General features: G+C 66.3%; 13 protein-coding genes. 5 read left to right on the forward strand and 8 right to left on the reverse strand.

Features of this window, described 5'->3' with window-relative positions:
* Nucleotides 1-9: 9 nt before the first annotated feature.
* From SAS01S_RS09960 to SAS01S_RS09975, 4 genes are all read right to left on the reverse strand, one after another.
* Nucleotides 10-3,204, reverse strand: a complete 3,195-nt coding sequence (locus tag SAS01S_RS09960) for an efflux RND transporter permease subunit (protein ID WP_066807531.1) — start codon at nucleotides 3,202-3,204, stop codon at nucleotides 10-12.
* A 129-nt stretch (nucleotides 3,205-3,333) separates the two neighbouring features.
* The gene (locus SAS01S_RS09965) at nucleotides 3,334-4,599 is read right to left on the reverse strand and encodes an efflux RND transporter periplasmic adaptor subunit (RefSeq protein ID WP_066807532.1); all 1,266 of its coding nucleotides are present in this window, start codon (nucleotides 4,597-4,599) and stop codon (nucleotides 3,334-3,336) included.
* On the reverse strand, nucleotides 4,596-4,997 hold the full coding sequence (locus SAS01S_RS09970) for a hypothetical protein (protein WP_066807533.1): 402 nt from the start codon (nucleotides 4,995-4,997) through the stop codon (nucleotides 4,596-4,598). The genes SAS01S_RS09965 and SAS01S_RS09970 overlap by 4 nt, the downstream gene beginning before the upstream one ends.
* A 341-nt stretch (nucleotides 4,998-5,338) precedes the next feature.
* Entirely contained in the window at nucleotides 5,339-5,941 is a 603-nt protein-coding gene (locus SAS01S_RS09975) for a TetR/AcrR family transcriptional regulator (protein ID WP_066807534.1), read from the reverse strand.
* 125 nt (nucleotides 5,942-6,066) lie between these two features.
* Here SAS01S_RS09975 and SAS01S_RS09980 point away from each other — a divergent pair, with 125 nt between their 5' ends.
* Nucleotides 6,067-7,041 carry a cupin-like domain-containing protein gene (locus tag SAS01S_RS09980; protein WP_066807535.1) on the forward strand — a complete coding sequence of 325 codons (975 nt, stop codon included), beginning with the start codon at nucleotides 6,067-6,069 and terminating at the stop codon, nucleotides 7,039-7,041.
* Between the two features lie 8 nt (nucleotides 7,042-7,049).
* Here SAS01S_RS09980 and nagA read toward each other — a convergent pair whose 3' ends face one another.
* From nagA to SAS01S_RS09995, 3 genes are read right to left on the reverse strand one after another with little or no spacing between them, the layout of a single operon-like run.
* A complete protein-coding gene (gene nagA, locus SAS01S_RS09985) occupies nucleotides 7,050-8,216 on the reverse strand; it encodes an N-acetylglucosamine-6-phosphate deacetylase (RefSeq protein ID WP_066807536.1) in 1,167 nt (388 codons plus the stop codon).
* A complete protein-coding gene (locus SAS01S_RS09990; RefSeq protein ID WP_066807537.1) occupies nucleotides 8,213-9,271 on the reverse strand; it encodes an SIS domain-containing protein in 1,059 nt (352 codons plus the stop codon). The genes nagA and SAS01S_RS09990 overlap by 4 nt, the downstream gene beginning before the upstream one ends.
* Nucleotides 9,255-9,989 carry a GntR family transcriptional regulator gene (locus tag SAS01S_RS09995; RefSeq protein ID WP_066807538.1) on the reverse strand — a complete coding sequence of 245 codons (735 nt, stop codon included), beginning with the start codon at nucleotides 9,987-9,989 and terminating at the stop codon, nucleotides 9,255-9,257. The genes SAS01S_RS09990 and SAS01S_RS09995 overlap by 17 nt, the downstream gene beginning before the upstream one ends.
* Before the next feature lie 234 nt (nucleotides 9,990-10,223).
* Between SAS01S_RS09995 and SAS01S_RS10000 the strand changes: the two genes are divergently transcribed.
* Genes SAS01S_RS10000 through nagE form a run of 4 tightly spaced genes read left to right on the forward strand, consistent with a single transcriptional unit; the run spans nucleotide 10,224 to nucleotide 19,453 of the window.
* Nucleotides 10,224-12,980 carry a TonB-dependent receptor gene (locus SAS01S_RS10000; RefSeq protein WP_245656830.1) on the forward strand — a complete coding sequence of 919 codons (2,757 nt, stop codon included), beginning with the start codon at nucleotides 10,224-10,226 and terminating at the stop codon, nucleotides 12,978-12,980.
* Nucleotides 12,981-13,017: 37 nt separating this feature from the next.
* The gene (locus tag SAS01S_RS10005) at nucleotides 13,018-15,270 is read left to right on the forward strand and encodes a family 20 glycosylhydrolase (RefSeq protein ID WP_157082758.1); all 2,253 of its coding nucleotides are present in this window, start codon (nucleotides 13,018-13,020) and stop codon (nucleotides 15,268-15,270) included.
* The gene (ptsP, locus tag SAS01S_RS10010; RefSeq protein ID WP_066807539.1) at nucleotides 15,267-17,741 is read left to right on the forward strand and encodes a phosphoenolpyruvate--protein phosphotransferase; all 2,475 of its coding nucleotides are present in this window, start codon (nucleotides 15,267-15,269) and stop codon (nucleotides 17,739-17,741) included. The genes SAS01S_RS10005 and ptsP overlap by 4 nt, the downstream gene beginning before the upstream one ends.
* Nucleotides 17,738-19,453, forward strand: coding sequence for an N-acetylglucosamine-specific PTS transporter subunit IIBC (gene nagE / locus SAS01S_RS10015; RefSeq protein ID WP_066807540.1), 1,716 nt, complete (start codon nucleotides 17,738-17,740; stop codon nucleotides 19,451-19,453). The genes ptsP and nagE overlap by 4 nt, the downstream gene beginning before the upstream one ends.
* On the opposite strand, the gene SAS01S_RS10020 is transcribed toward nagE, so the two are convergent.
* Complete coding sequence (locus tag SAS01S_RS10020) at nucleotides 19,441-21,165, reverse strand: tetratricopeptide repeat-containing sulfotransferase family protein (RefSeq protein ID WP_066807541.1); 1,725 nt, start codon at nucleotides 21,163-21,165, stop codon at nucleotides 19,441-19,443. The genes nagE and SAS01S_RS10020 overlap by 13 nt on opposite strands.
* Between the last annotated feature and the right edge of the window lies 1 nt (nucleotide 21,166).

Raw genomic sequence — 21,166 nt, forward strand, 5'->3', positions numbered from 1 at the left:
AATTGCTCCTCATTCGGCCGGCTGCAGCGAACCGGACAGGTCCGGACCGGCGGCAGGCCGCTTGCCGCGCGCGCGGGCGATGCGATCGCCCAAGGCGCGGCAGACGACGTAGAAAGTGGGGGTGAACAGCAGGCCAAAGGCAGTGACACCGATCATCCCGAAGAACACCGCGGTGCCCAGCGCCTGGCGGAGCTCCGACCCCGCGCCGCTCGCGATCAGCAAGGGAACGGTACCCAGGATGAAGGCGAAGCTGGTCATCAGAATCGGCCGCAAGCGGGTCTGCGCCGCCTGGATCGCGGCACGCGCCGGGCTCAAGTCTTCCTGCTCCTCGCCCTGTTTGGCGAATTCGACGATCAGGATCGCGTTCTTCGCTGCCAGCGCGATCAGGACGACGAGGCCGATCTGGGTCAGGACGTTATTGTCCATTCCCCTCAGGTTCACGCCGACCATCGCGGCGAGCAGGCACATCGGTACGATCAGGATGATCGACAGCGGCAGGACGAGGCTTTCGTACTGTGCCGCCAGCACCAGGAAGACGAACACCACGGCGAGCGCGAAGACCACACCGGCGGTGCTGCCCGCCGCCTTTTGCTGATAGGCGATGCCGGTCCACTCGGTGCCGTAATCCGCGGGGAGGTTATCGGCGGCGAGCTTCTCGAAGGTCTTGAGCGACTGACCCGACGAATAGCCCGGAGCAGTATCGCCATCGACCTCGACCGCAGGGAACAGATTATAGCGCACGACGCGATACGGTCCGGTGCGGTCGCTGAAATTGGCGACCGAGCCGATCGGTACCATCTCGCCCGAGTTCGAGCGGGTCTTGAGGTTGGCGATATCGGCGACGGTCGCGCGGAACGGGGCATCGGCCTGCGCGGTGACGTGATAGGTCCGTCCCAACAGGTTGAAGTCATTCACATAGGCCGAGCCGAGATAGACGTTGAGCGCTTCGAACACGCGCTCCGGTGGCACGCCGATCAGATCGGCCTTGGCGCGATCGATATCGGCGAAGACGCGCGGCGTGCTGGTGTCGAAGAAGGTATAGACCTGGTTCAACCCCGGCGTCTGGTTGGCCTTCCCGATCAGGCCGTAAGACTTGGCGGCAAGGTCGGCATAGCCATGCCCGCCACGATCCTCGACCATCAGGCGATAGCCACCGGCCGAGCCGATCCCCTGGATCAGGGGCGGCGGCACGATCAACAGCCGTGCTTCGTTGATGTCGGCGGTCGCCTTGCGCGCTTCGCCCATGATGCTGGCGAGCGTGACGCCGAGTTTCTCGCGATCCTCGAACGACTTGAGCGGGATGTACGCCGCGGCCGAATTGGGCGCGAGGGTCTGTGACGGTCCGTCGAACCCGGCGAGCATCACCGCTCCCTTGACGCCCTTCAGCGGCAGGATGCGGTTGGCAACCTTGCGCATCACCGCGTCGGTGCGCTCGACCGAGGCGCCGGGCGGCAGCGAGATGACGGTCAGGAAATAGCCCTGATCCTGCGCCGGGATGAAGCCGGTCGGCGTCGCGTAGAACAAAGCGGCGGTAGCGGCGATCAGCCCGGCATAGATAGTCATCATCCGCTTCGGCTTGGCGACCAGCCGCGCGGTAAGCCGCGCATAGCCGTTGCTCATCCGCTCGAAGCCGCGGTTGAAGCGATCGCCCGCCGCCAGCACGAGCTGGTGCAGGCGGCCACCGGTCTTTTCCTCGGCACGCGGGCGCAGCAGCAAGGCGGCGAGCGCGGGCGACAAAGTCAGCGACAGCAGCAGCGAGATGATCGTCGCGGTGGTGATGGTCACCGCGAATTGCTGGTAGAACGCCCCCGACAGACCCGTCAGGAACAGGGTCGGCACGAACACCGCGCAAAGCACCAGCACGATCGCGACCAGCGCCGCGGACACTTCGTCCATCGAGGTACGCGCCGCCTCCAGCGGGCTCAGCCCGTGTTCGAGGTTGCGCTCGACATTCTCGACCACGACGATTGCGTCGTCGACGACGATGCCGATTGCCAGCACCAGGCCGAACAGCGACAGGTTGTTGAGCGAATAGCCAAGCCCGGCAAGCACGGCGAAGGTGCCGATCAGCGAGACCGGGATCGCCACCACCGGGATGATCGCGGCGCGCCATTTCTGCAGGAACACGACGATCACCAGCACGACGAGCACGATCGCTTCGAGCAAGGTGTGCATCACGGCGGTGACCGATTGCTGGATGAAGTCGGTCGGGTTCCAGATGACGCTATAGGCAAGGCCCTTGGGGAATTTCAGCGCCATCGCGTCCATTTCCGCCTTCACCTTCTCGGCGGCGGCGAGCGCGTTCGACCCGGGTCGCTGGAAGATGCCCAGGACCACGGTCGGCTTACCCGACAGATAAGTGTTGGAATTGTAATCCGCGGCGCCGAGCTCGACCCGGGCGACGTCGGACACCCGGACCTGGCGGCCGTCGGGATCCGAGCGGACAACGACATTGGCGAATTGCGCCGGGTCGGTCAGCCGGCCTTGCGTCTCGACATTGAACTGGAAGGCATTGCCCTGGGCGTAAGGCGGCTGGCCGAGCGAGCCGGCCGCGACCTGGACATTCTGTGCGCGGAGCGCCTGGACGATTTCGCCGGCGGTCAGGTTGAGGGCGGCGGCGCGGTTGGGGTCGATCCAGACGCGCATGGCATAATCGCGGCTGCCGAACAGCCGGACGTCGCCGACGCCGTCGATCCGGCTCAGCCGGTCGCGGACCTGAGTCAGCGCGTAATTGGAGAGGTAGCCGCGATCGAGCGAATTGTCGGGCGAGACCAGGTTCACCACCATCAGGAAGTCGGGCGAGGTCTTGCGCGTGACGACGCCGAGGCGCTGCACTTCCTCGGGCAGGCGCGGTACGGCGATCGCGACGCGGTTCTGCACCAGCACCTGAGCGGCATCGAGATTGGTGCCGATCTTGAAGGTGACGGTGATGGTGACATTGCCGTCGCCGGTCGATTGGCTCGACTGGTACAGCATGTTGTCGACACCGTTGATCTCCTGCTCGATCGGCGCGGCGACTGTCTCGGCGACTGTCTCGGCCGAGGCGCCGGGATAGGACGCGCTGACGGTGACGGTCGGCGGGACGATGTCGGGATATTGCGACACCGGCAGACTGATCCAGGCGATCGCGCCGACGATGGTGATGATCACCGCGATGACCGCGGCGAAGATCGGGCGCGTGATGAAGAAGCGCGACAGGCGCATGATTCCTGTTCCTCGAAGAGAGAGGCGAAAATTCCGGATGTCTCCTCCCTCGTTCGTGCGGAGCCAGCGAAGCACGAGCCGGCTCGGCGCCCGTCGATACGCTCGGGCGAACGAGGGAAGAGTGGAGACTTACTGGGCGAGCGTGGCCTGACCCGCGGGCGGTGCCGCGAGTGAGGGTGCGGTGGCAGCGGGCGCGACCGGTGCGATCTTGCCGGCGAGCGTCTGCACCTTGGTCCCCGGCTGCGCCATTTGCGTGCCGACGATCACCACGCGGTCGTTCGTCGCAAGCCCGCCGCGGATGACGCGGAGGCCGTCGACCACCGGGCCGAGCTGGACTGGCTTGGCGGCGACGCTACCGTCCTTGGCGACGACCAAGACGGTCTTGCGCGCCTGGTCGGTGACGATCGCGGTGTCCGGCACCATCAGCGCGCGGCTGCGGCCGCCGGTCGCCAGGCGCATGTTGCCGAACATGCCGGGTGTCAGGAACAGGTTCGGGTTGTCGAGCACGGCACGGCCGCGGATCGTTCCCGACTTCATGTCGAGCCCATTATCGGTGAAGTCGAGCCTGCCCTTCCAACGATAATCGCTCTCGTCCTGCAACTTGACCTCGATCGGCGACGCGGTACCGGCACCGGCGCGCTTGGCCTTGAGGAACAGCGCTTCCGATCCGTCGAAGCTGAAATAGATCGGGTCGAGCGCATTGATCGTGGTGAGCAAGGTAGCGTTGCCGCCTTCGCCCGCCGCGACAAGATTGCCGGCATCGATCTTGCGGTCGGAGATTCGGCCTGAGATCGGCGCACGGACGACGGTGAACTCGACATCGAGCGCACGGGCGCGGACGCGGGCCTGGGCGGCAGCGACCGCGGCTGTCGTCGCCTGGACGCGGGCACGCAGGCGATCGATTTCGCTCTTCGACACGCCATCGACGTCGACCAGGCGCGAGGCGCGGTCGTAATCGGCGCGGGCGAGGGCAAGATCACTGGTCGCGGTGGCAATGCCGGCGCGTGCCTCCGCCAACGCGGCGGCATAGGGACGCGGGTCGATGGTGAAGAGCGGCTGACCCGCGCGAACGATCTGGCCATCGGTGAAGTGGATCGCGGTCACCGCGCCCGAGACGCGCGGACGCACCTCGACCGAACGGCTCGGTTCGAACCGGCCGACATAATCGTCCCATTCGGTGACGTCGCGTTCGAGCGGGTTGGCAACGGTGACGGTCGGCGGCGGTGGCGCGGCCATCGCCGGCGCCGAGCGATGGACCAGGCCGTAGCCGGCGGCGAGCAAAGCGACGGGAGCAGTGACCCAGGCGGCGCGCTGCCACAGCTGGCGGCGAGCCGGCGCGCTACCCTCGAGCGGATGCGCGGTGGCGTCTTCGTTGATCGGGGTGATCATGTTCATCGGCGGAAGCTCCGGGGAAGATTGGTGCGGATCGCGTTGATCCGGAAGAGCAGGGCCTCGTACTGGTCGAGCGTGAAGCCGGCGGCGAGGAAGGCGCGGACTTCGGCGGGCGCGACGGAGAAGCCGCGATACCAGCTCAGTACGGCGATGCGGCGCAACGCCTCGAGCCGCGGATCGGACAAGGCCGTCTTGACCACGCCGCCGAATGCCCAGCGGAAGGCCCGAGTGAGCGCGCCGGGACGATGGATCGACGACAGCCGATCGCGTTGCGCGAGATTGACGACCTGCCATTCGAGCGCGGAAAAATCGGCTGGCTTCGGCGTGAAGCTGCGGGGTGCCACGGGGGACCGATCGAGCAGCGCGCCGCCGCCGGCGGGGGCGAATTCGAGATAGGCCATGGCGTGTCCTCCTTGTTGTTGGGGCCGCCGCAGGGGGCGTGCGGCGGCCCATGCCCGGCGATGGGGTGGTCGCCGGGGTGATCCGATGAAGATGTGACAAGTCGTGCGCTCCGGCACCGCATCGGGTGCTCGGGGGCGAGGGCTCATCCCTGTACTACGCAAACGCTAGAAGAGGGTGTCCGTTCGGCCGTTCATCCGGTCTCTTCCCTTTGACCCAAAGGACGACCCTTGGCCATCCATCTTCTATACCGAGCAGTATAGAAACTCGGGCGGAACGGTTCAAGGGCTAATTCTATACCGAGCGATATTTTTTGCCGCAATAGCGTAAAGCCAAACTTTATTCAGCGGCTTGGCCACACCGCAAGCGTGGTATCGACCAGCCGCTGCAAGTCCCCGCGCGAGGCACCCGCGCCGGCCTGAACCGCCATACCCTGAAGGATCGCGGTGAGGTATTTGGTGATCCCCTCCGCATCCACCGGGGTGTGGAAATCGCCTTCGGCGACCGCACGCTCCATCCGCTCGATCAGCGCCTGGTGCGCGATCCTGCCACGTTCGAGCACTTCCTGCCGGATACAATCGGCTTCGGCGCCGCAAGCGACCGAACTGATCACGCCGAGACATCCTCGTGGGTCGTCGCGGCTGGTCTGGTTCTCCAGGCTGCCCTGGAGTAAGCGCTGTGCGACGCCGCGCGCGGTCGGTGCCTCGAGCGCCTGGCCCATATAGCACAGCTTCTCGCGTTCGTAGAGGTCGAGCGCTTTGCGGAATAAGGATTCCTTGTTGCCGAATGCAGCGTAGAGGCTGGGGCGGGTGATCCCCATCGCGTCGGTGAGGTCGGTCATCGACGCGCCCTCATATCCTTTGCCCCAGAACACGCGCAGCGCCGCCGTCAACGCCTGGTCGACGTCGAATTCACGGGGGCGGCCACGGAGGACGGCTGTTTCCATATCGGTCGGTAGATAATTGCGCGGCGCAGCTTTGTCCAGACTCGCTCCCTACCCAGCTTGGGCGCCCAGCTTGGACGCCCAGCTTGGACGGTTGTCAGCGCGGTGGTTCCCGGCATAGTCGCGTTATGACGAACAGGGTCGAGGAGCTGGCGTCTGACGCCCCCATCGTGCTGGCCGATCGCACGGCGCCGGCGGTTTTCCGCGGGATCGCCGCCGACTGGCCGGCGGTGAATGCCGCCGACCCTGGCGCCTATCTGGCGCGATTCGATACGGGCAAACCGATCGCTGTGGCGATCGCGCCGCCCGAGGCCAATGGGCGACTGGGGTATAATGCTGACATGTCGGCGCTAACCTTCGTCCGCGACTCGGGAACGCTTGCCTGGCTGTTTTCACGGCTCGACACCGCCGCCCGCGCCTCAACGCCCTCGGCGATCGCGGCGCAGGCGGTGGCGGTGCCCGAGGCGCTGCCCGGGTTCGAGGCGGAGAACCGGATGCCGCTGGCGCCGGACGGTGTGGCGCCACGCATCTGGATCGGCAATCGCGTGCGCGTCGCGACGCACCATGACATGAACAGCAATATCGCCGTGGTCATGGCGGGGCGGCGGCGCTTCACTTTGTTCCCGCCCGATCAGGTTGCCAATCTCTACATCGGTCCGATCGAGTTTACACCAGCGGGCACGCCGATCGGTCTGTTCGATCCCGACGAAGCCGATTTCAGCCGCTTCCCGCTGGCGCGTGTGGCGATGGCGCATGCCCAGATCGTCGAACTCGAGCCAGGCGATGCCCTCTTCATTCCGCATATGTGGTGGCACCATGTCCGCTCGCTCGACCCGGTGAGCATCCTGGTCAATTATTGGTGGGACGAGGCGCCCGCGCCGCAGCCGGGGCTCGCGCCGCTCGACACGATGGTCCACGCGATCCTGGCTTTTTCCGGCCTTCCCGAAAATCAGCGCGCGGCGTGGCGGGCGATGTTCGACGAATTCGTGTTCGGTCCGCCGCTCGATCATGTGCCGGAGGAGCGGCGCGGCATTCGCGGGACGCTGAGCGATGAGAGCAAGGCGCGCGTTCGACGGCAATTGGGGCAGATGATGTCGCGGTAGGACTGAAGTTATCTGGCGACCGCTGCCATAGGCCGCGTCACACCGCTTGGTTCACCGCCGATCCACGTCTCGCGGACGGTATAATCGTCGTCGAGCAGGACGAGATCGGCGCGCATGCCCGCGGCGATCGTGCCGGTCTGGCCGCTCAGTCCCAGAAATGCCGCCGGTGTCGCCGACGCCATCGCCACCGCCGCTGCGAGCGGGACGCGGCCGCGTTCGATCATGCCCTTGACCGCACCCACCATGGTCAGGGTCGAGCCGGCGAGCACGCCGTCCGCGCCATGCAAGGTATCGCCATCGCGCCAGATCTCGCGACCCTGAAGCACGAAGCGTGTCTCGTCCGAGCCGACGCTCGGCATCGCGTCGGTCACCAGCATCAGGCGATGTTGCCCCTTGGCGCGGACCGCGACGCGCAGCGTGGCGTCGTGGAGATGGTGGCCGTCGGCGATGATGCCGGCATAAGTGGAATCATCCTCCAGCGCGGCGCCGACCATGCCCGGCGCGCGGTTGGCGAGCTGCGACATGGCGTTGAACAAATGGGTGAAGCCGGTCAGGCCCGCGTCGATCGCAGCGCGCACGGTCTCATAGCGCGCATCCGAATGGCCGGCGCTGACGACGACGCCCTTGGCGGCGAGGTGCGCGATCTGCGCGGGGGTAGCGCATTCGGGAGCGAGCGTGACCATCGTCTTGCCACGCTTCGCCGAGGTCAGCAGGTCGAGATAGTCGTCCTTGAGCGGCTGCAGCTTGTCGACCGAATGGATGCCGTGCCGGGCGCTGGACAGGAACGGCCCCTCGATATGGATGCCGAGCACGCCGGGCAGCCCGGCATCGATCGCGGCATCGACCGCGCGAATACCGGCTTCGACTACCGACAGATCGTCGCTGATCAAGGTCGGCAACAGGCCGGTAGTACCATAGCGGCGATGCGTTTCGGCGATCACGCGGATCGTCTCGACGCTGGGATCGTCGTTGAACAGCCGGCCGCCGCCGCCATTGACCTGGGTGTCGATGAAGCCGGGGAGCAGCAATCGGCCGCCGAGATCGACGATCCGCGCGTCCTGCGGCGGGGTCGACGAGATCGCGCAAATCTCGCCGTCGCCGATCACGACGCAGACATCGTCGCGCAGGCCGGAGGGCAGCAGCACGCGGGCATTGGTGAGCGCGGTGCGGGTCATACCGTTTCGGTCACCTTGGCGAGATGCGGAGGACGGTCGGGATCGCGGCCGCGCGCGACGGCGAGCGCGTTGGCGAGTCGGTAGAAGCTCTGGACGAGCAATAACGGCTGGAGCACCGGGTGCGCGTCGAGGCTCGGCAAGCGGAGCCCGGGCGCATCCTTCAACCCGGCGCTCAGCACCAGCGCGCCGCGCTCGGCGAATTCGGGCGCGAGGTCGGCAACGCTGTCGCGCGATTCGTCGTCCTGGCCGAGCAGCAGGACGGGAAAGCCCTTTTCGACGATCGCCATCGGACCGTGGCGAACCTCGGCGGCGCTGAACGCCTCGGCATGGAAGCCGCAGGTTTCCTTGATCTTGAGCGCCATTTCCTGCGCGATGCCGAACGCCGGGCCACGCGCGACGACATAGAGGTTGGTGGCGTTGCGCAGCGGCTCGAGTGCTGGCGACCAATCGAGCGCCCAGGCCTGCTCGAGCAGTGCCGGCAGCCCAACGAGTGCGGCGAGCAATTCGTCATCCTCCGCCCAATCGGCGATCAGATGGACCAGCGCGGCGACGCTGGTAATGAACGATTTGGTAGCGGCGACGCTCTTTTCGGGGCCCGCGGCGAGCGGCAGGAAGGTGTCCGCCAGTGCCGCGAGCGGCGAGCTTTCGTCATTGACCAACGCGACCAGCCGCGTGCCACCCGCTTTGGCCATTTCGGCGGCGGCGATCAGGTCTGGGCTGCGGCCTGATTGCGAGATCGCCAGCATCAGCGTGCCGGCATAATCGGGCGCCGAATCGTAGACCGACGAAACCGAGGGCGCGGCCGAGCTGGTCAGCAGGCGAAGATGCGTTTCGACCAGATAGCGCGCGACGGTCGCGGCGTTATCCGAACTACCGCGTGCCAGGGTCACCACCGCGCGCGGCGGGTCCTGTCGCAGCGCGGCGGCCAAAGCCAGGCGCGCGTCGTGCTGACGCAACGTCTGACGCGCGACCGCGTCCGCCGCTTCGGCGGCTTCGGCGAACATCAGCGTATTCTGGGGAAGAAGCGGCACGGAATTCTCAGGCTGGCGGGACATTGAGTTCGGCGACGAAGTCGTAAGCATCGCCCCGATACCATGATTTGGTGAATTCGACCGTACGGCCGTCCTGGGTATAGCCGCGGCGTTCGATTTCGAGCCCCGGCGAGTTGCGCGGAATCGCCAGCAACTCGGCCTGCTCATCGGTGAACAGTACCGCACGGAAGCGCTGCAGCACGCGCACCGGACGGTCGTCGCCCAATGCGTCGTAGAGCGATTCGGTCACCGCCTCGAGCCCGGACAGCGAGCTCGCCGGAACGGTCGCATATTCGAGCGCCATCGACACACCATCGGCATAGCGGATGCGGGTGAAGCGATAAACCTGGCTGCCGGGGCTGAGACCCAGCGCCATCGCCTCCTCGGGCGCGACCGTGCCTTCGGTGCGCGCCAGCCACTCGCTGTGCGGCACGCGGCCGCGCGACTGCATGTCCTCGGTGAAGGACGAGATCGTCGCGAAATTCTTTTCGACCCGTGCGGCGACGAAGGTGCCCGCGCCTTGGCGCCGGGTCAGCATCCGCGCATCGACCAGCCCGTCGAGCGCTTTGCGTACGGTGACGCGTGAGACGTTATAGGCCTGGGCAAGATCGCGTTCGGGGGGCAGCGCTTCGTCGGGGGCGAGAACCTGGCGCTCAATCGCAGAGCGCAGCACGCGCTGCAGCTGCTGATACAGCGGCGCGGTATCTCCTTCCGGCAGCTTTCCTACGCGATCGACGAACATGGCGGACAACCCCCTGACGCGGCATTCTTTAAGCCATCATATAATGCCATTTCAATACCAAAGTGCGAAATATCTGCACTGGTATTGATTTTGGTATTGCAATTTAATGACCAATGAGCCTTTATGACACTCGCAACAGACCTGATCCGGGCCAAAAATGAGACCGGACAGGGCAGACAGCGACAGTTGGTCGTACTTTGGTACAGTCCAATCCAGGGGTTGAAGGGGAAGATCATGGTCACGTTCCAAGCCAAAACGCATCGGGCGATGTTCGCCTGTACCGCAAGCGTCCTCGCGCTGACTATCGCGGCGCCTGCTTTTGCGCAGACCGCTCCAGCAGCGGCGGCGCCTGCCGATGTCGGAGGCAGCGGTCAAGCCACCACTGCCGATCCGCAGGACCAAAGCAACGACATCGTCGTCAGCGGCATCCGCGCCTCGATCCAGGCGTCGCTCGATTCGAAGCGCGCCAACGACGTCGTCTCCGAAGTCGTCACCGCTCAGGATATCGGCAAATTTCCGGACAAGAACGTCGCCGACTCGCTCGGTCGTCTGACCGGCGTCAACGTCGTCACCGGATCGGCCAATGCCGGCGGCTTCGGCGAGAATCAGTCGGTGTCGATCCGCGGCACCGATCCGACGCTCAACCTGACCTTGCTCGACGGCCATTCGGTCGCGACCGGCGATTGGTTCGTGCTCGACCAGACCAGCGGCGGGCGCAGCTTCGACTTCAGTCTGTTGCCGTCGGAAATCGTCGGCAAGCTGGAAGTCTACAAATCGTCCGAAGCCGATCTGCCCGAAGGCGGCATCGGCGGCACGATCAATCTCCACAGCCGGCGCCCGCTCGACCTGCCGGCCAATTCGTTCAGCCTGACCGCCCAGGCCAATTACAATGACCTGGCCGACAAGGTGAAGCCGCAGGTCTCGGGTCTCTATAGCTGGAAGAACCAGGCGGGGACGGTCGGTCTGCTGATCGCGGGCTATTATCAGGAGCGCGAGTTCCGGCGCGATGGTCAGGAATTCCTCGGCTACACGACCTACAACAATTTCGCTGGCACCAATCAGACGGTCACCGCGCCCAACCTCATTGGCGCGGCCTATTTCAGCCAGAAGCGCGTCCGCAAGGGCGGCACCGTCGCGCTGCAATACAAGCCCAACGATCAGTTCGAAGTGACGCTGAACGGCATCTACACGCGGATGGACGCCAACAACGTCAACCGTAACTCGATGGCGTGGATCAGCCGGGTGATCGGCAGCAACTCGACGCCGGGAATCGACCCCGTAACGCATCTGCCGCGCCCCTATGCGCTCGGCCCGTACACCGTCACCAACGGGTATCTGACCGCGGCGTCGTGGAATGCGAAGGACGTCAACGGCAATCCGATCCAGGGCCGCGTCCAGGACGACATCTTCCGCGACGCTTATTCGTCGACCTGGGTGATCAATCTGGAGACCGAGTGGAAGCCGACCGATCGCCTGACTTTGTCTGGGGAAGTGGGTTATACCAAGGGCGAGGGTGCCACCAAGGATACCTATGCCTGGGAAACCTATTGGGACACCGGCGTCAATTATGCGCTCGCGGGCAAGGGTGCGACGGTCAATTATCCCGGGCTGCCGACCGACCCCAAGTCGGCCGCGTACCTCAACAATTATTACAGCTGGTCGTGGGGCGGCCGCATCCTGTCGCCCGACAAGGAAACCTATGTCCGCGCCGACGCCGAGTACAAATTCGACGGCGATTTCCTGAAGTCGATCAAGATCGGAGGTCGCTACACCGACCACACGCGTGAGGTGAACTACACCGCTTATTCCTGGGCGGGGAACGGTCTCTATTCGGGAACCAAGGGCGTCGGGCTCGGCACGGTGTTCAACGGCGGCACGACGCCGGACGATTTCCTCGATGGCCTGATTGCTTTCCCGCCTTACTCGATCGCGGACAAGGACAAGGTGCTGGCCGAGCTTGCCACCAATGGCGGGCGGCAATTCGCTTTCTATCCGCAGGCGAGCTTCTCGGTGAAGGAGAAGACCGAGGCCGTCTATGCGATGGCCAAGCTGGGCGGGGAGAGCCAGGGCTGGCGTGGTAATATTGGCGTGCGCGCGGTGCATACCGATCTCAACACGTTGCAATATTCACCCAACGCGCTTGTCGCGAACGCAGTCAGCCCGTTCTGCGGCACCTGCGGGACGGTGACGGTCGACCGCAGCTATTGGGATATCCTGCCCAGCGCCAACCTGACCGTCAACGCGATGCCCAATTTGCTGATCCGCGCGAGCGCCGCCAAGACGATGACGCGGCCTGGCTATGCCCAGCTCGCCGGCGCCTTCACCGTCAGCGACCTGGCGCTGACCGGGACCGCAGGTGGCAATCCTTACCTTGATCCTACCCGCGCCTGGCAGTTCAACCTCGCGGCCGAATGGTATTACGGGAAGCAGTCGCTGTTCTCGGTCAATTTGTTCTACCTCGACATCGACTCGTACATCACGAGCAATGAGACCGAGCGGTTCCTGATCACGCAGCAGCATCCTGCGGGGGCGACTTTCAAGATCACGGGCCCGATCAATGGCAAGGGCGGCACCAACAAGGGTGTCGAGGTCAACTGGCAGCAGCCGATCTATGGCGGGTTCGGCATGTTGGCGAACTACACTTATGCCGATGCCAAGGCGGCGGACGGCGGCGTCATCGACGGCAATTCGAAGCACACGTTCAACGTGACGGCTTATTACGAGAATTCGCTGATCTCGACGCGCTTTGCTTACACTTTCCGCTCGAAATTCCGGTCGGGCATCGATCGCTCGACACCGATGTGGCAGGCCGATTTCGGCACGCTCGACGGGTCGCTGACGCTCAACGTGACCAAATATTTCGCGCTGACCGCTGACGCGCAGAATCTGCTCAACCACAAGCTCTATTACTTCGTCGGCGATCCCTCGATCCCGCGCGCTTATTACAACAATGGCCGCACGTTCTGGGTCGGTGGCAAAGTCCACTTCTGACCTGTCGCGCATCGGCAAGACCGAATAGGATTACCCGATGCGCACCCCCCTGTTCGCCGCCGTCATGATCTCGAGCATGCCGGCGGCGGCATGGGCGTCACCTGACCTCCCCCTGCTGCCGATGCCCGCGACGGTGACGTCACAGGCCGGCAGCTTTTCTTTTGCCCGCGCGACGATCGTCGCCGACGATGCCGGCGGTACGGCCGCCGCGCGACGGCTGGCCGAACTCGTCGGGCGGACCGGCGGGCCCAAGCTTGTATTGGCGAAGAGCGGTGCGATCCGGTTCCGGCGCGATCCGGCGATCAAGGGCGAAGAGGCCTATCGTCTGCGGGTGACACCTGCTGGCGCGACCGTGTCTGCGTCGAGCGACACCGGACTGTATTATGGCGCGACCACTTTGTGGCAGCTGATCGCCGCATCGAGCGACGGCAGGATCGGCGCGGTGACGATCGACGACGCGCCGGCGTTCACCTGGCGCGGCGTGATGCTCGATTCTGCCAGGCACTTCCAGCCGCCGGCCTATGTCAGACAACTGATCGATCGCTTGGCGATGGAGAAGCTCAACGTCTTGCAATGGCATCTGACCGACGATCAGGGATGGCGGATCCAGATCGACCGCTATCCGCGCCTGAGCGCGATCGGAGCGTGGCGCCAGCCGGCGGGCGCGGCGGGCGTCGATCCCACGACCAACAAGCCGGTGCGCTACGGCGGTTTCTACACCAAGGCCGAGATCCGTGAGATCGTCGCTTATGCCGAGGCGCGCCATGTCACGATCGTGCCCGAGATCGACATGCCGGGACACGCCACCGCAGCGATCGCGGCCTATCCCGAGCTTGGCTCGACCCCGACCCCGCCCAAGACGCCCAGTTCGGACTGGGGGGTGCTGTACAATCTGTACAACACCGACGACGCCACCTTCACCTTCCTGACTAATGTGCTCGACGAAGTGCTCGAGCCGTTTCCGTCGCGCTACGTCCATGTCGGCGGCGACGAAGGGGTGAAGGACCAATGGAAAGCCGATCCGCGCATCCAGGCGCGGATCAAGGCGCTCGGCCTGAAGGATGAGGAACAGCTGCAGGGCTGGTTCATGGCGCGGATCGGCACCTACCTTCAGCAGCGCGGGCGGCGGCTGGTTGGCTGGGATGAGATATTGGAAGGCAAGGTGCCGCCATCGGCGACGGTGATGTCGTGGCACGGCGTGTCCGGCGCGATCACCGCCGCGAAGGCCGGGCATGACGCGATCCTGTCGCCGTCGCCCGATTTCTATCTCGACCATATCCAGAGCGATTCCGGCGACGAGCCGCCGGGGCGCGGCGGGGTGATGGACTGGAAGCATATCTATACGTTCGATCCGCTGCCGGCCGTTTTGAGCGCGGACGAACGCCGGCATCTGCTCGGGGTGCAGGTCAATCTGTGGACCGAGCATGTCCGCACCACCGCCTATGCCGATCGCATGCTGTGGCCGCGCGCGGCGGCGCTCGCCGAACTCGGTTGGACGCCGGCGGCGAAGCGCGACTGGAAGGGGTTCGCGGCGCGATTGCCGGCGGAATTCGCGCGCTATCGGCGGCTGGGGCTGGGGTACAACATGACCCCGCTCGAACCGCTGGCGAGTGTCGACGGCGGGGACGGCAAAGTGACCGTCAAGCTGCGCCAGCAGGCCGATGTCGGCGTGCTGCGCTATACGATCGACGGCAGCGCACCGACCGTCGCGTCGTTGGCCTATGACGGCACGCTGACCTTGCCGGAGGGCACACGGCTGCGCGTGCGCGCCTTTGCCGGCGGGGAGCCGCTCGGGACCGGGCGCGACTGGACGCTGACCGCTGCCTTGCTCCGCACTCGCACCGCGACCGAGATGGACTTGTGCGCCACCGCCGTGCCGTTGCGCCTTGAGGATGACGGCGCGACCGGCGGCGTGCGCAGGGTCCATTGGGGCGACATCTTCCATCCCTGCTGGATCTGGAAGCGCGCGCCGCTCGACGGCATCGCCTCGCTGTCGGCGGAGGTCGGCCAGGTGCCGTTCAACTTCTCGATCGGCGCCGATCTCGCCAAAGTGGGGTTCGACAAACCGCGCACGCCAACGGGCGAGCTGGTGGTCAGGCTCGATCGCTGCGATGGCCCGGTGGTTGCGAGCATCCCGCTCGGCGACGCGACGCGCAATGCAGGCGTCAGCACGATCGCGGGATCGCTCCCGCCGCAACAAGGACGCCACGATCTGTGCATGACCTTTACTCAGACCGGCCCCAATCCGTTGTGGATGCTCGACCGGCTGACTTTGGGCCCGGCGAAATGAGCCTGACCATCGCGAGCCCGCTGGCGGGCTGGGCGACTCGATTGGCCGACGTGCCCGATCCGGTGTTCGCCGAGAAGATGCTGGGCGACGGCATCGCGATCGACCCGGTCGAGGGGCGATTGCTAGCGCCGGGCGCGGGCGTGGTGGTGTCGGTCCATCCGGCGGGGCATGCGGTGACGCTGCAACTCGATTCCGGGCCGGTGTTGTTGATGCATATCGGGCTGGAGACGGTCGGGCTGGGCGGCGAGGGATTCGCGCCCAAGGTCGCCGACAGCCAGCGCGTGGCGGCGGGCGAGTTGCTGGTCGAGTTCGATCTCGATCGGCTGGCGCGGACGGCGAAGAGCCTGATCACGCCGATCATCGTCACCAACGGAGAGGCCTTCGCCGTCGAGGATCCAGTGAGCGACCGTGCGGTCGCTGCGGGCGAGACAGTGATGTGTTTCCGGGCGCTGGACGGTGCGGTCGCGATGGCGGAGCAGGCCGTATCGACAGCAAGTCGTACGCTTGAGCTGCCGCTCGAGCACGGGCTGCACGCGCGACCGGCGGCGCGGATCGCGCAGCTGGCGGCTAGCTACTCCGGGACGATCGAGGTCGTGGCGCCGTCGGGGCGTGTGGCCTCCGCGCGCAGCGCGGTGGCGATGCTGGCGCTCGCCCTGCCGCATGGTGCGGCGATCACGGTGCGTGGCAGCGATAGCGACGGCGTTGCGGCGGTCGCCGATTTGCTCGCGACCGGGATGGGCGAGCTAAAGCCGGTCGGCGGGCTTGCAGAACCGGCGCCCAGCACTCCCGTTGCCGGACTGCCCTCGGTCCTGAAGGGCGTTACCGCGGTGTCGGGAACGGCGATCGGGCCCGCCTTTCGCCCGATCGATCCGGTAGCCGATATTCCCGAGATCGGCTCAGGTATCGAGGCCGAGCGCGCGGCGCTGATGGGAGCGAAGGATAGCGTGCGCACCGAGCTGTCGGCGGACGCTGTGGGCGAAGGCGATCGCGCGGGCATCGCGGCAGCGCATCTCGCGTTGCTCGACGATCCCGAACTGGCGATCGCGGCGGATGCGACGATCGCGGCGGGCAAGAGTGCTGGGTTCGCCTGGCGGCAAGCGATCCGCTTCTATGTCGACCAGTTGCGCGGTGCGGGCGATGCGCGCTTTGCCGAGCGGATAGACGATTTCAATGATCTCGGGCGCCGCGTCATACTCGCGATCCATGGCGCGCCAGACCAGGCGCCACCACCGCCCGGCGCGATCCTGATCGCCGAGGAGCTCTATCCGTCGCAATTGATGGCGCTGGGCGAGGCGGGGCTGGCCGGGATCGCCACCGCGCGCGGCGGGACGACGTCGCATGTCGCGATCATCGCGGCGGGGATGGGGCTGCCGATGCTGGTGTCGCTCGGCGGTGCGCTGGCACAAGTCGAACCCGGTACCGAATTGGTGATCGAGGACGGCGCGCTTCGTATCGCGCCCGATACGACGGACGTCGCGGCGGTGCGCGCGCGTGTCGAGACGCGGCGGGCGCGGCGACAGGCGGCACTGGCGCAGGCCGAGCAGCCTGCGGTCACTATCGACGGCGTGCGGATCGATGTGTTCGTCAATCTCGGCTCGGCCGCCGATGCGCGCGCGGCGGTGGCCGAGGGCGCCGAGGGCTGTGGCCTGCTGCGCACCGAATTCCTGTTTCTCGACCGCGCCACGCCACCCGACGAGGAAGAGCAACGTACCGCCTATCAGGCGATCGCCGACGCATTGGGCGAGCGGCCGCTGATCGTGCGCACGCTCGATATCGGCGCGGACAAACCGGCGCCCTATCTGACGATCGCGGCCGAGGAGAATCCGGCGCTGGGCTTGCGGGGCATTCGCCTCCAGCTCGCGCGGCGCGACTTGCTCGACACGCAGTTACGTGCGCTGCTGCGGGTCAAGGCCCAGGCGCCACTCAGGCTCATGCTGCCGATGGTCGCCGATCGCGCCGAACTGATCGCGGCGCGTGAGGCGCTGGCGCGGCATGCCGCCGATCTCGGCGTCGCGGCCCCCGAACTCGGCATCATGGTCGAAACGCCGGCGGCCGCGCTGACCGCGGCGGCGCTCGCGGCCGAGGCCGATTTCTTCTCGATCGGCAGCAATGACCTCTCGCAATATGCCCTGGCGCGCGACCGCACCAATCCGGCGGTCGCAGCAGGGCTCGACGGGCTGCACCCCGCGGTATTGCGGCTGATCGACGAAACGGTGCGCGGCGGCGTGATGCATAAGCGCTGGACCGGCGTGTGCGGCGGGCTCGCCGCCGATCCCGAAGCCGTGCCGTTGCTGATCGGCATGGGGGTGACCGAATTGTCGGTGCCCGGTGCCGCGGTCGCCGAGACCAAGGCGCTGGTTCGCATGCTTGATCTCGCCCGATGCCGGACGGTCGCCGCGCAAGCACTGAGCGCGCCCGATGGCGATGCCGTCCGCGCGCTCGTCTCTTCTCTGTCGGAGCAAGGCCAATGAAGCTCTCGCTGCAATCGCTCCAGCCGCTCGGCCGCGCACTGATGCTGCCGATCGCGGTCCTGCCGATCGCGGGTTTGTTGTTACGCCTGGGCCAGCCCGATCTGCTCGACATCCCCTTCGTCGCCGCGGCGGGCGGGGCGATCTTCGACAATCTCGGCTTGCTGTTCGCGCTCGGCATCGGCGTCGGCATCGCCAAGGACAATAATGGCGCCGCAGGGCTCGCCGGGCTGGTCTGTTTCCTGGTCGCGACGCGCGGGGCGATGACGCTGCTTCATGTGCCGCCCGACGTCACCGCCAATATGGGCAAGGATATCGCCGCGCTCGCCGAGGCGGCGTGGCGCGACAAGGCGATCTCCAAACTGGCGGTGCCGATCGGCATCGCCTCCGGGCTGATCGCGGGAGCTTTCTACAATCGCTATTCGACGATCAGGCTGCCAGATTATCTGTCGTTCTTCGGTGGCCGGCGCTTCGTCCCGATCCTGGCCGGGTTCGCCGGGCTGGCGCTCGCGGCCTTGGTCGGCTTCGGCTTCGCGCCGATCGACGCGGGGGTCGACGGGCTGAGCTATGGCGTCGTCCAGTCGGGGACGATCGGGCTGTTCGTCTATGGCGTGCTCAACCGGCTGCTGATCGTCACCGGGCTGCACCATGTGCTCAACAACGTCGCCTGGTTCATCATCGGCGATTTCCACGGCAAGACCGGCGACCTCAATCGCTTCTTCGCCGGCGATCCCAGCGCGGGCGGGTTCATGTCGGGCTTCTTCCCGGTGATGATGTTCGGCCTGCCGGCGGCGTGCCTCGCAATGTACCGCTCCGCCTTGCCTGAGCGGCGCCAGGCGGTGGGTGGCATGCTGACCTCGATGGCGCTGACCGCGTTTCTGACCGGGGTGACCGAGCCGATCGAGTTCACCTTCATGTTCCTCGCGCCCTTGCTATACTTCATGCACACGATCCTGACCGGCGTGGCGATGGCGCTGATGCACGTTCTGGGCGTGCATCTGGGGTTCGGCTTTTCGGCCGGATTCTTCGACTATGTGCTCAATTTCTCCAAATCGACCCGGCCGTTGCTACTGCTCCCGGTCGGGCTCGCCTATTTCGCGATTTATTACGGCACCTTCCGCTGGGCGATCGTGAAGTTCGACCTGAAGACGCCGGGTCGCGAGCCCGAGGAGGCGGAGGAGGACGGCACGGCCCCGCTACCCGCCGAGCGCGGGCTGGCGTTCGTCGAGGCATTGGGCGGGGCGGGTAACCTCGCCAGCATCGATGCCTGCACGACGCGGCTCAGGTTGGTGGTCAACGATCAGGACAAGGTCAGCGAGGCGCGGCTCAAGAAGCTTGGCGCCAGGGGTTTCATCCGGCCGAGCGCACAGGGGCTGCAAGTGGTGCTCGGTCCGATCGCGGATTCGGTGGCGATGGAAATGCGCGCGGCGGCCGGGCCGTTGTCCGCTGCTGTGCCGGTGGTCGAGAGCCGGCCGACCGCGGCAGCGGCCGATCCGGCGCCATGGCTCGCCGCCTTGGGCGGACGCGACAATATCTCCGCATCGGGTGCGGCATCGAGCCGCTTGTGGGTCGACCTCGCCGATCCGGCGCGCGCCGATGAGGCAGCGCTGCGGCAACTCGGTGTGCGGATGATCGCGCGGCCCTCGGCCAATGCGCTGCAACTGATCCTGGGCGCCGATGCCGCGTCGGTCGCGGCGGGACTTCAGGCGGCGTAACCGCCCCGGGCGATCGTCTCGGCCAGGATGGCGCGTGCCGGCGCGAGTTCGCGCCCATAGTGCCGCCAGCGCCCGATCGAACGATCGTTGAGCGGTTCCTGGACCTGGGCATAGCTCGGGGTCGGGGCGAAGCGCTGGCTTTCGTGGAAAGCGAGCTGGGCGGGCTCCATCGGCAGACCGATATGCGCCATCAGCGCTTCGGTTTCGCCCCGCTGCGCCGCGACGAAATTTTCGTAACGTAGTCGGTGCGGCGCGATCCCTGGCAGCTTCCGCCACTCGGCCATCAGGGTGTCGATCAGCGCATAATGGCGCGCGGCATCCTCGAGCCGGTAGCCGCAATTGAAGCCATGAGTGAAATCGTGGCTCATCGCCGAGACCATCACGTCGAGCGGATGACGCCCGACGGCGACCAACGGCGCGGCGGGAAAAGCGACGCGCAGCAGCGGCAGATACACTTCATTGAGCGGCATCTTGTCGGTGAAGAAAGACGTTCCGGGCGCGAGCAGCCCGAACGCCTCGGCCCGGGCGAGATAATGGTCGCGCAGGTCGGTCGCCAGCGTGGCGCGGGTTGCGGCGTCGAGGTCGTTGACATGCGAGGGAAAGGCTCCGCGGGTCCGTTTCGTCGCGATCGCCGCCAATTCGCCAACGAAGGGCAGCTCGCCGCCAGCGCGAAGACGCGAATGGCTCGCCAGCACTTGTTCGGTCAGCGTGGTGCCCGACCGTGGGAAGCCGAGGACGAAGATGGGTTGCGGCACATCGTCGCGAACCGGCGCGGCGGTCAGTGCGGCGAACCGGTCGGGCGCGAAGAACGAGGTCAAGTCGGCGATCAGGCGCTCGACCTCGGCGCGCGCATAGCGACGGCCCGACGCGGCGGCGAGAGCGGCCTTGCCCGTTTCGAAGTCGTGCCACGCCTCGGAATATCGGCCAGCACGATCGCGCAGGCGGCCGCGCTGGAGCAGGGCGGCTCCCGATAGTTTAGGTTCGGCGTCGAGCAGCGTCAGCCCGTCGCGCCAGTCCTCGGTACGCGACAGCAAAGCCGCGCGCTGTAAGGTGACGTCGCTGCCCTGCGCCCGCGCCAGCCGCTCGGCGCGATCGAGCATCGCCGATGCCTCATCGAACCGCCGCGCCTGTTCGAGCAACTCGGCCAGCCAGGCCAGCGGCGGCAGCGCGTCAGGCATCGCGGCGACAGCGCGGCGCAGCAGCGGCTCTGCATCTGACAGCGCACCCTGTCGCTGCAGATTCCGGCCGAGATTGGCGAGCAATTGCGGATGCTCGCCGGCCAGCGCAATCGCTCGGCGCAGATGGGCTGCGCCGGCGACCAGTTCCTCGCGCTCGGACAGGATATTGCCGAGCATCATTTCGGGTTGCGGATTGCCGGAGTCCGCGGCGATGGCGGCGCGGCAGGCTGCCTCCGCCTCGACGATCCGTCCGCCGTCGAACAGCATCATGGCAAGGTCGTCATGCGGCCAGCGCGGGCGGGGATCGATCGCGATCGCTTCGCGCAGCAGGCGTTCGGCACCGGTGTCGTCGCCGCGCGCGCGATGCGCCAAAGCGAGGATCTCGATCGCATCGAGCGATGCCCGATCCTGCGACCGCGCTTCGGCCGCCAGCTCTTCCGCCTCGGCATGGCGCCCTGACTGAAACGCGGCGCGGGCGCGGGCGATCAGATCGCTGGCGGAAGAAAAAGGGGGCATGGCGTCGGATAACGCCATG

Origin of the sequence: Sphingomonas asaccharolytica NBRC 15499 (genome assembly GCF_001598355.1) — a bacterium.
Taxonomy (GTDB): Bacteria; Pseudomonadota; Alphaproteobacteria; order Sphingomonadales; family Sphingomonadaceae; genus Sphingomonas; species Sphingomonas asaccharolytica.

Excerpts from the sequence above, each read along its gene's own strand:
- SAS01S_RS09960 (WP_066807531.1), bottom strand. The coding sequence starts at position 3,204 with ATGCGCCTGTCGCGCTTCTTCATCACGCGCCCGATCTTCGCCGCGGTC.
- SAS01S_RS09965 (WP_066807532.1), bottom strand. The coding sequence starts at position 4,599 with ATGAACATGATCACCCCGATCAACGAAGACGCCACCGCGCATCCGCTC.
- SAS01S_RS09970 (WP_066807533.1), bottom strand. The coding sequence starts at position 4,997 with ATGGCCTATCTCGAATTCGCCCCCGCCGGCGGCGGCGCGCTGCTCGAT.
- SAS01S_RS09975 (WP_066807534.1), bottom strand. The coding sequence starts at position 5,941 with ATGGAAACAGCCGTCCTCCGTGGCCGCCCCCGTGAATTCGACGTCGAC.
- SAS01S_RS09980 (WP_066807535.1), top strand. The coding sequence starts at position 6,067 with ATGACGAACAGGGTCGAGGAGCTGGCGTCTGACGCCCCCATCGTGCTG.
- nagA (WP_066807536.1), bottom strand. The coding sequence starts at position 8,216 with ATGACCCGCACCGCGCTCACCAATGCCCGCGTGCTGCTGCCCTCCGGC.
- SAS01S_RS09990 (WP_066807537.1), bottom strand. The coding sequence starts at position 9,271 with ATGTCCCGCCAGCCTGAGAATTCCGTGCCGCTTCTTCCCCAGAATACG.
- SAS01S_RS09995 (WP_066807538.1), bottom strand. The coding sequence starts at position 9,989 with ATGTTCGTCGATCGCGTAGGAAAGCTGCCGGAAGGAGATACCGCGCCG.
- SAS01S_RS10000 (WP_245656830.1), top strand. The coding sequence starts at position 10,224 with ATGGTCACGTTCCAAGCCAAAACGCATCGGGCGATGTTCGCCTGTACC.
- SAS01S_RS10005 (WP_157082758.1), top strand. The coding sequence starts at position 13,018 with ATGCGCACCCCCCTGTTCGCCGCCGTCATGATCTCGAGCATGCCGGCG.
- ptsP (WP_066807539.1), top strand. The coding sequence starts at position 15,267 with ATGAGCCTGACCATCGCGAGCCCGCTGGCGGGCTGGGCGACTCGATTG.
- nagE (WP_066807540.1), top strand. The coding sequence starts at position 17,738 with ATGAAGCTCTCGCTGCAATCGCTCCAGCCGCTCGGCCGCGCACTGATG.
- SAS01S_RS10020 (WP_066807541.1), bottom strand. The coding sequence starts at position 21,165 with ATGGCGTTATCCGACGCCATGCCCCCTTTTTCTTCCGCCAGCGATCTG.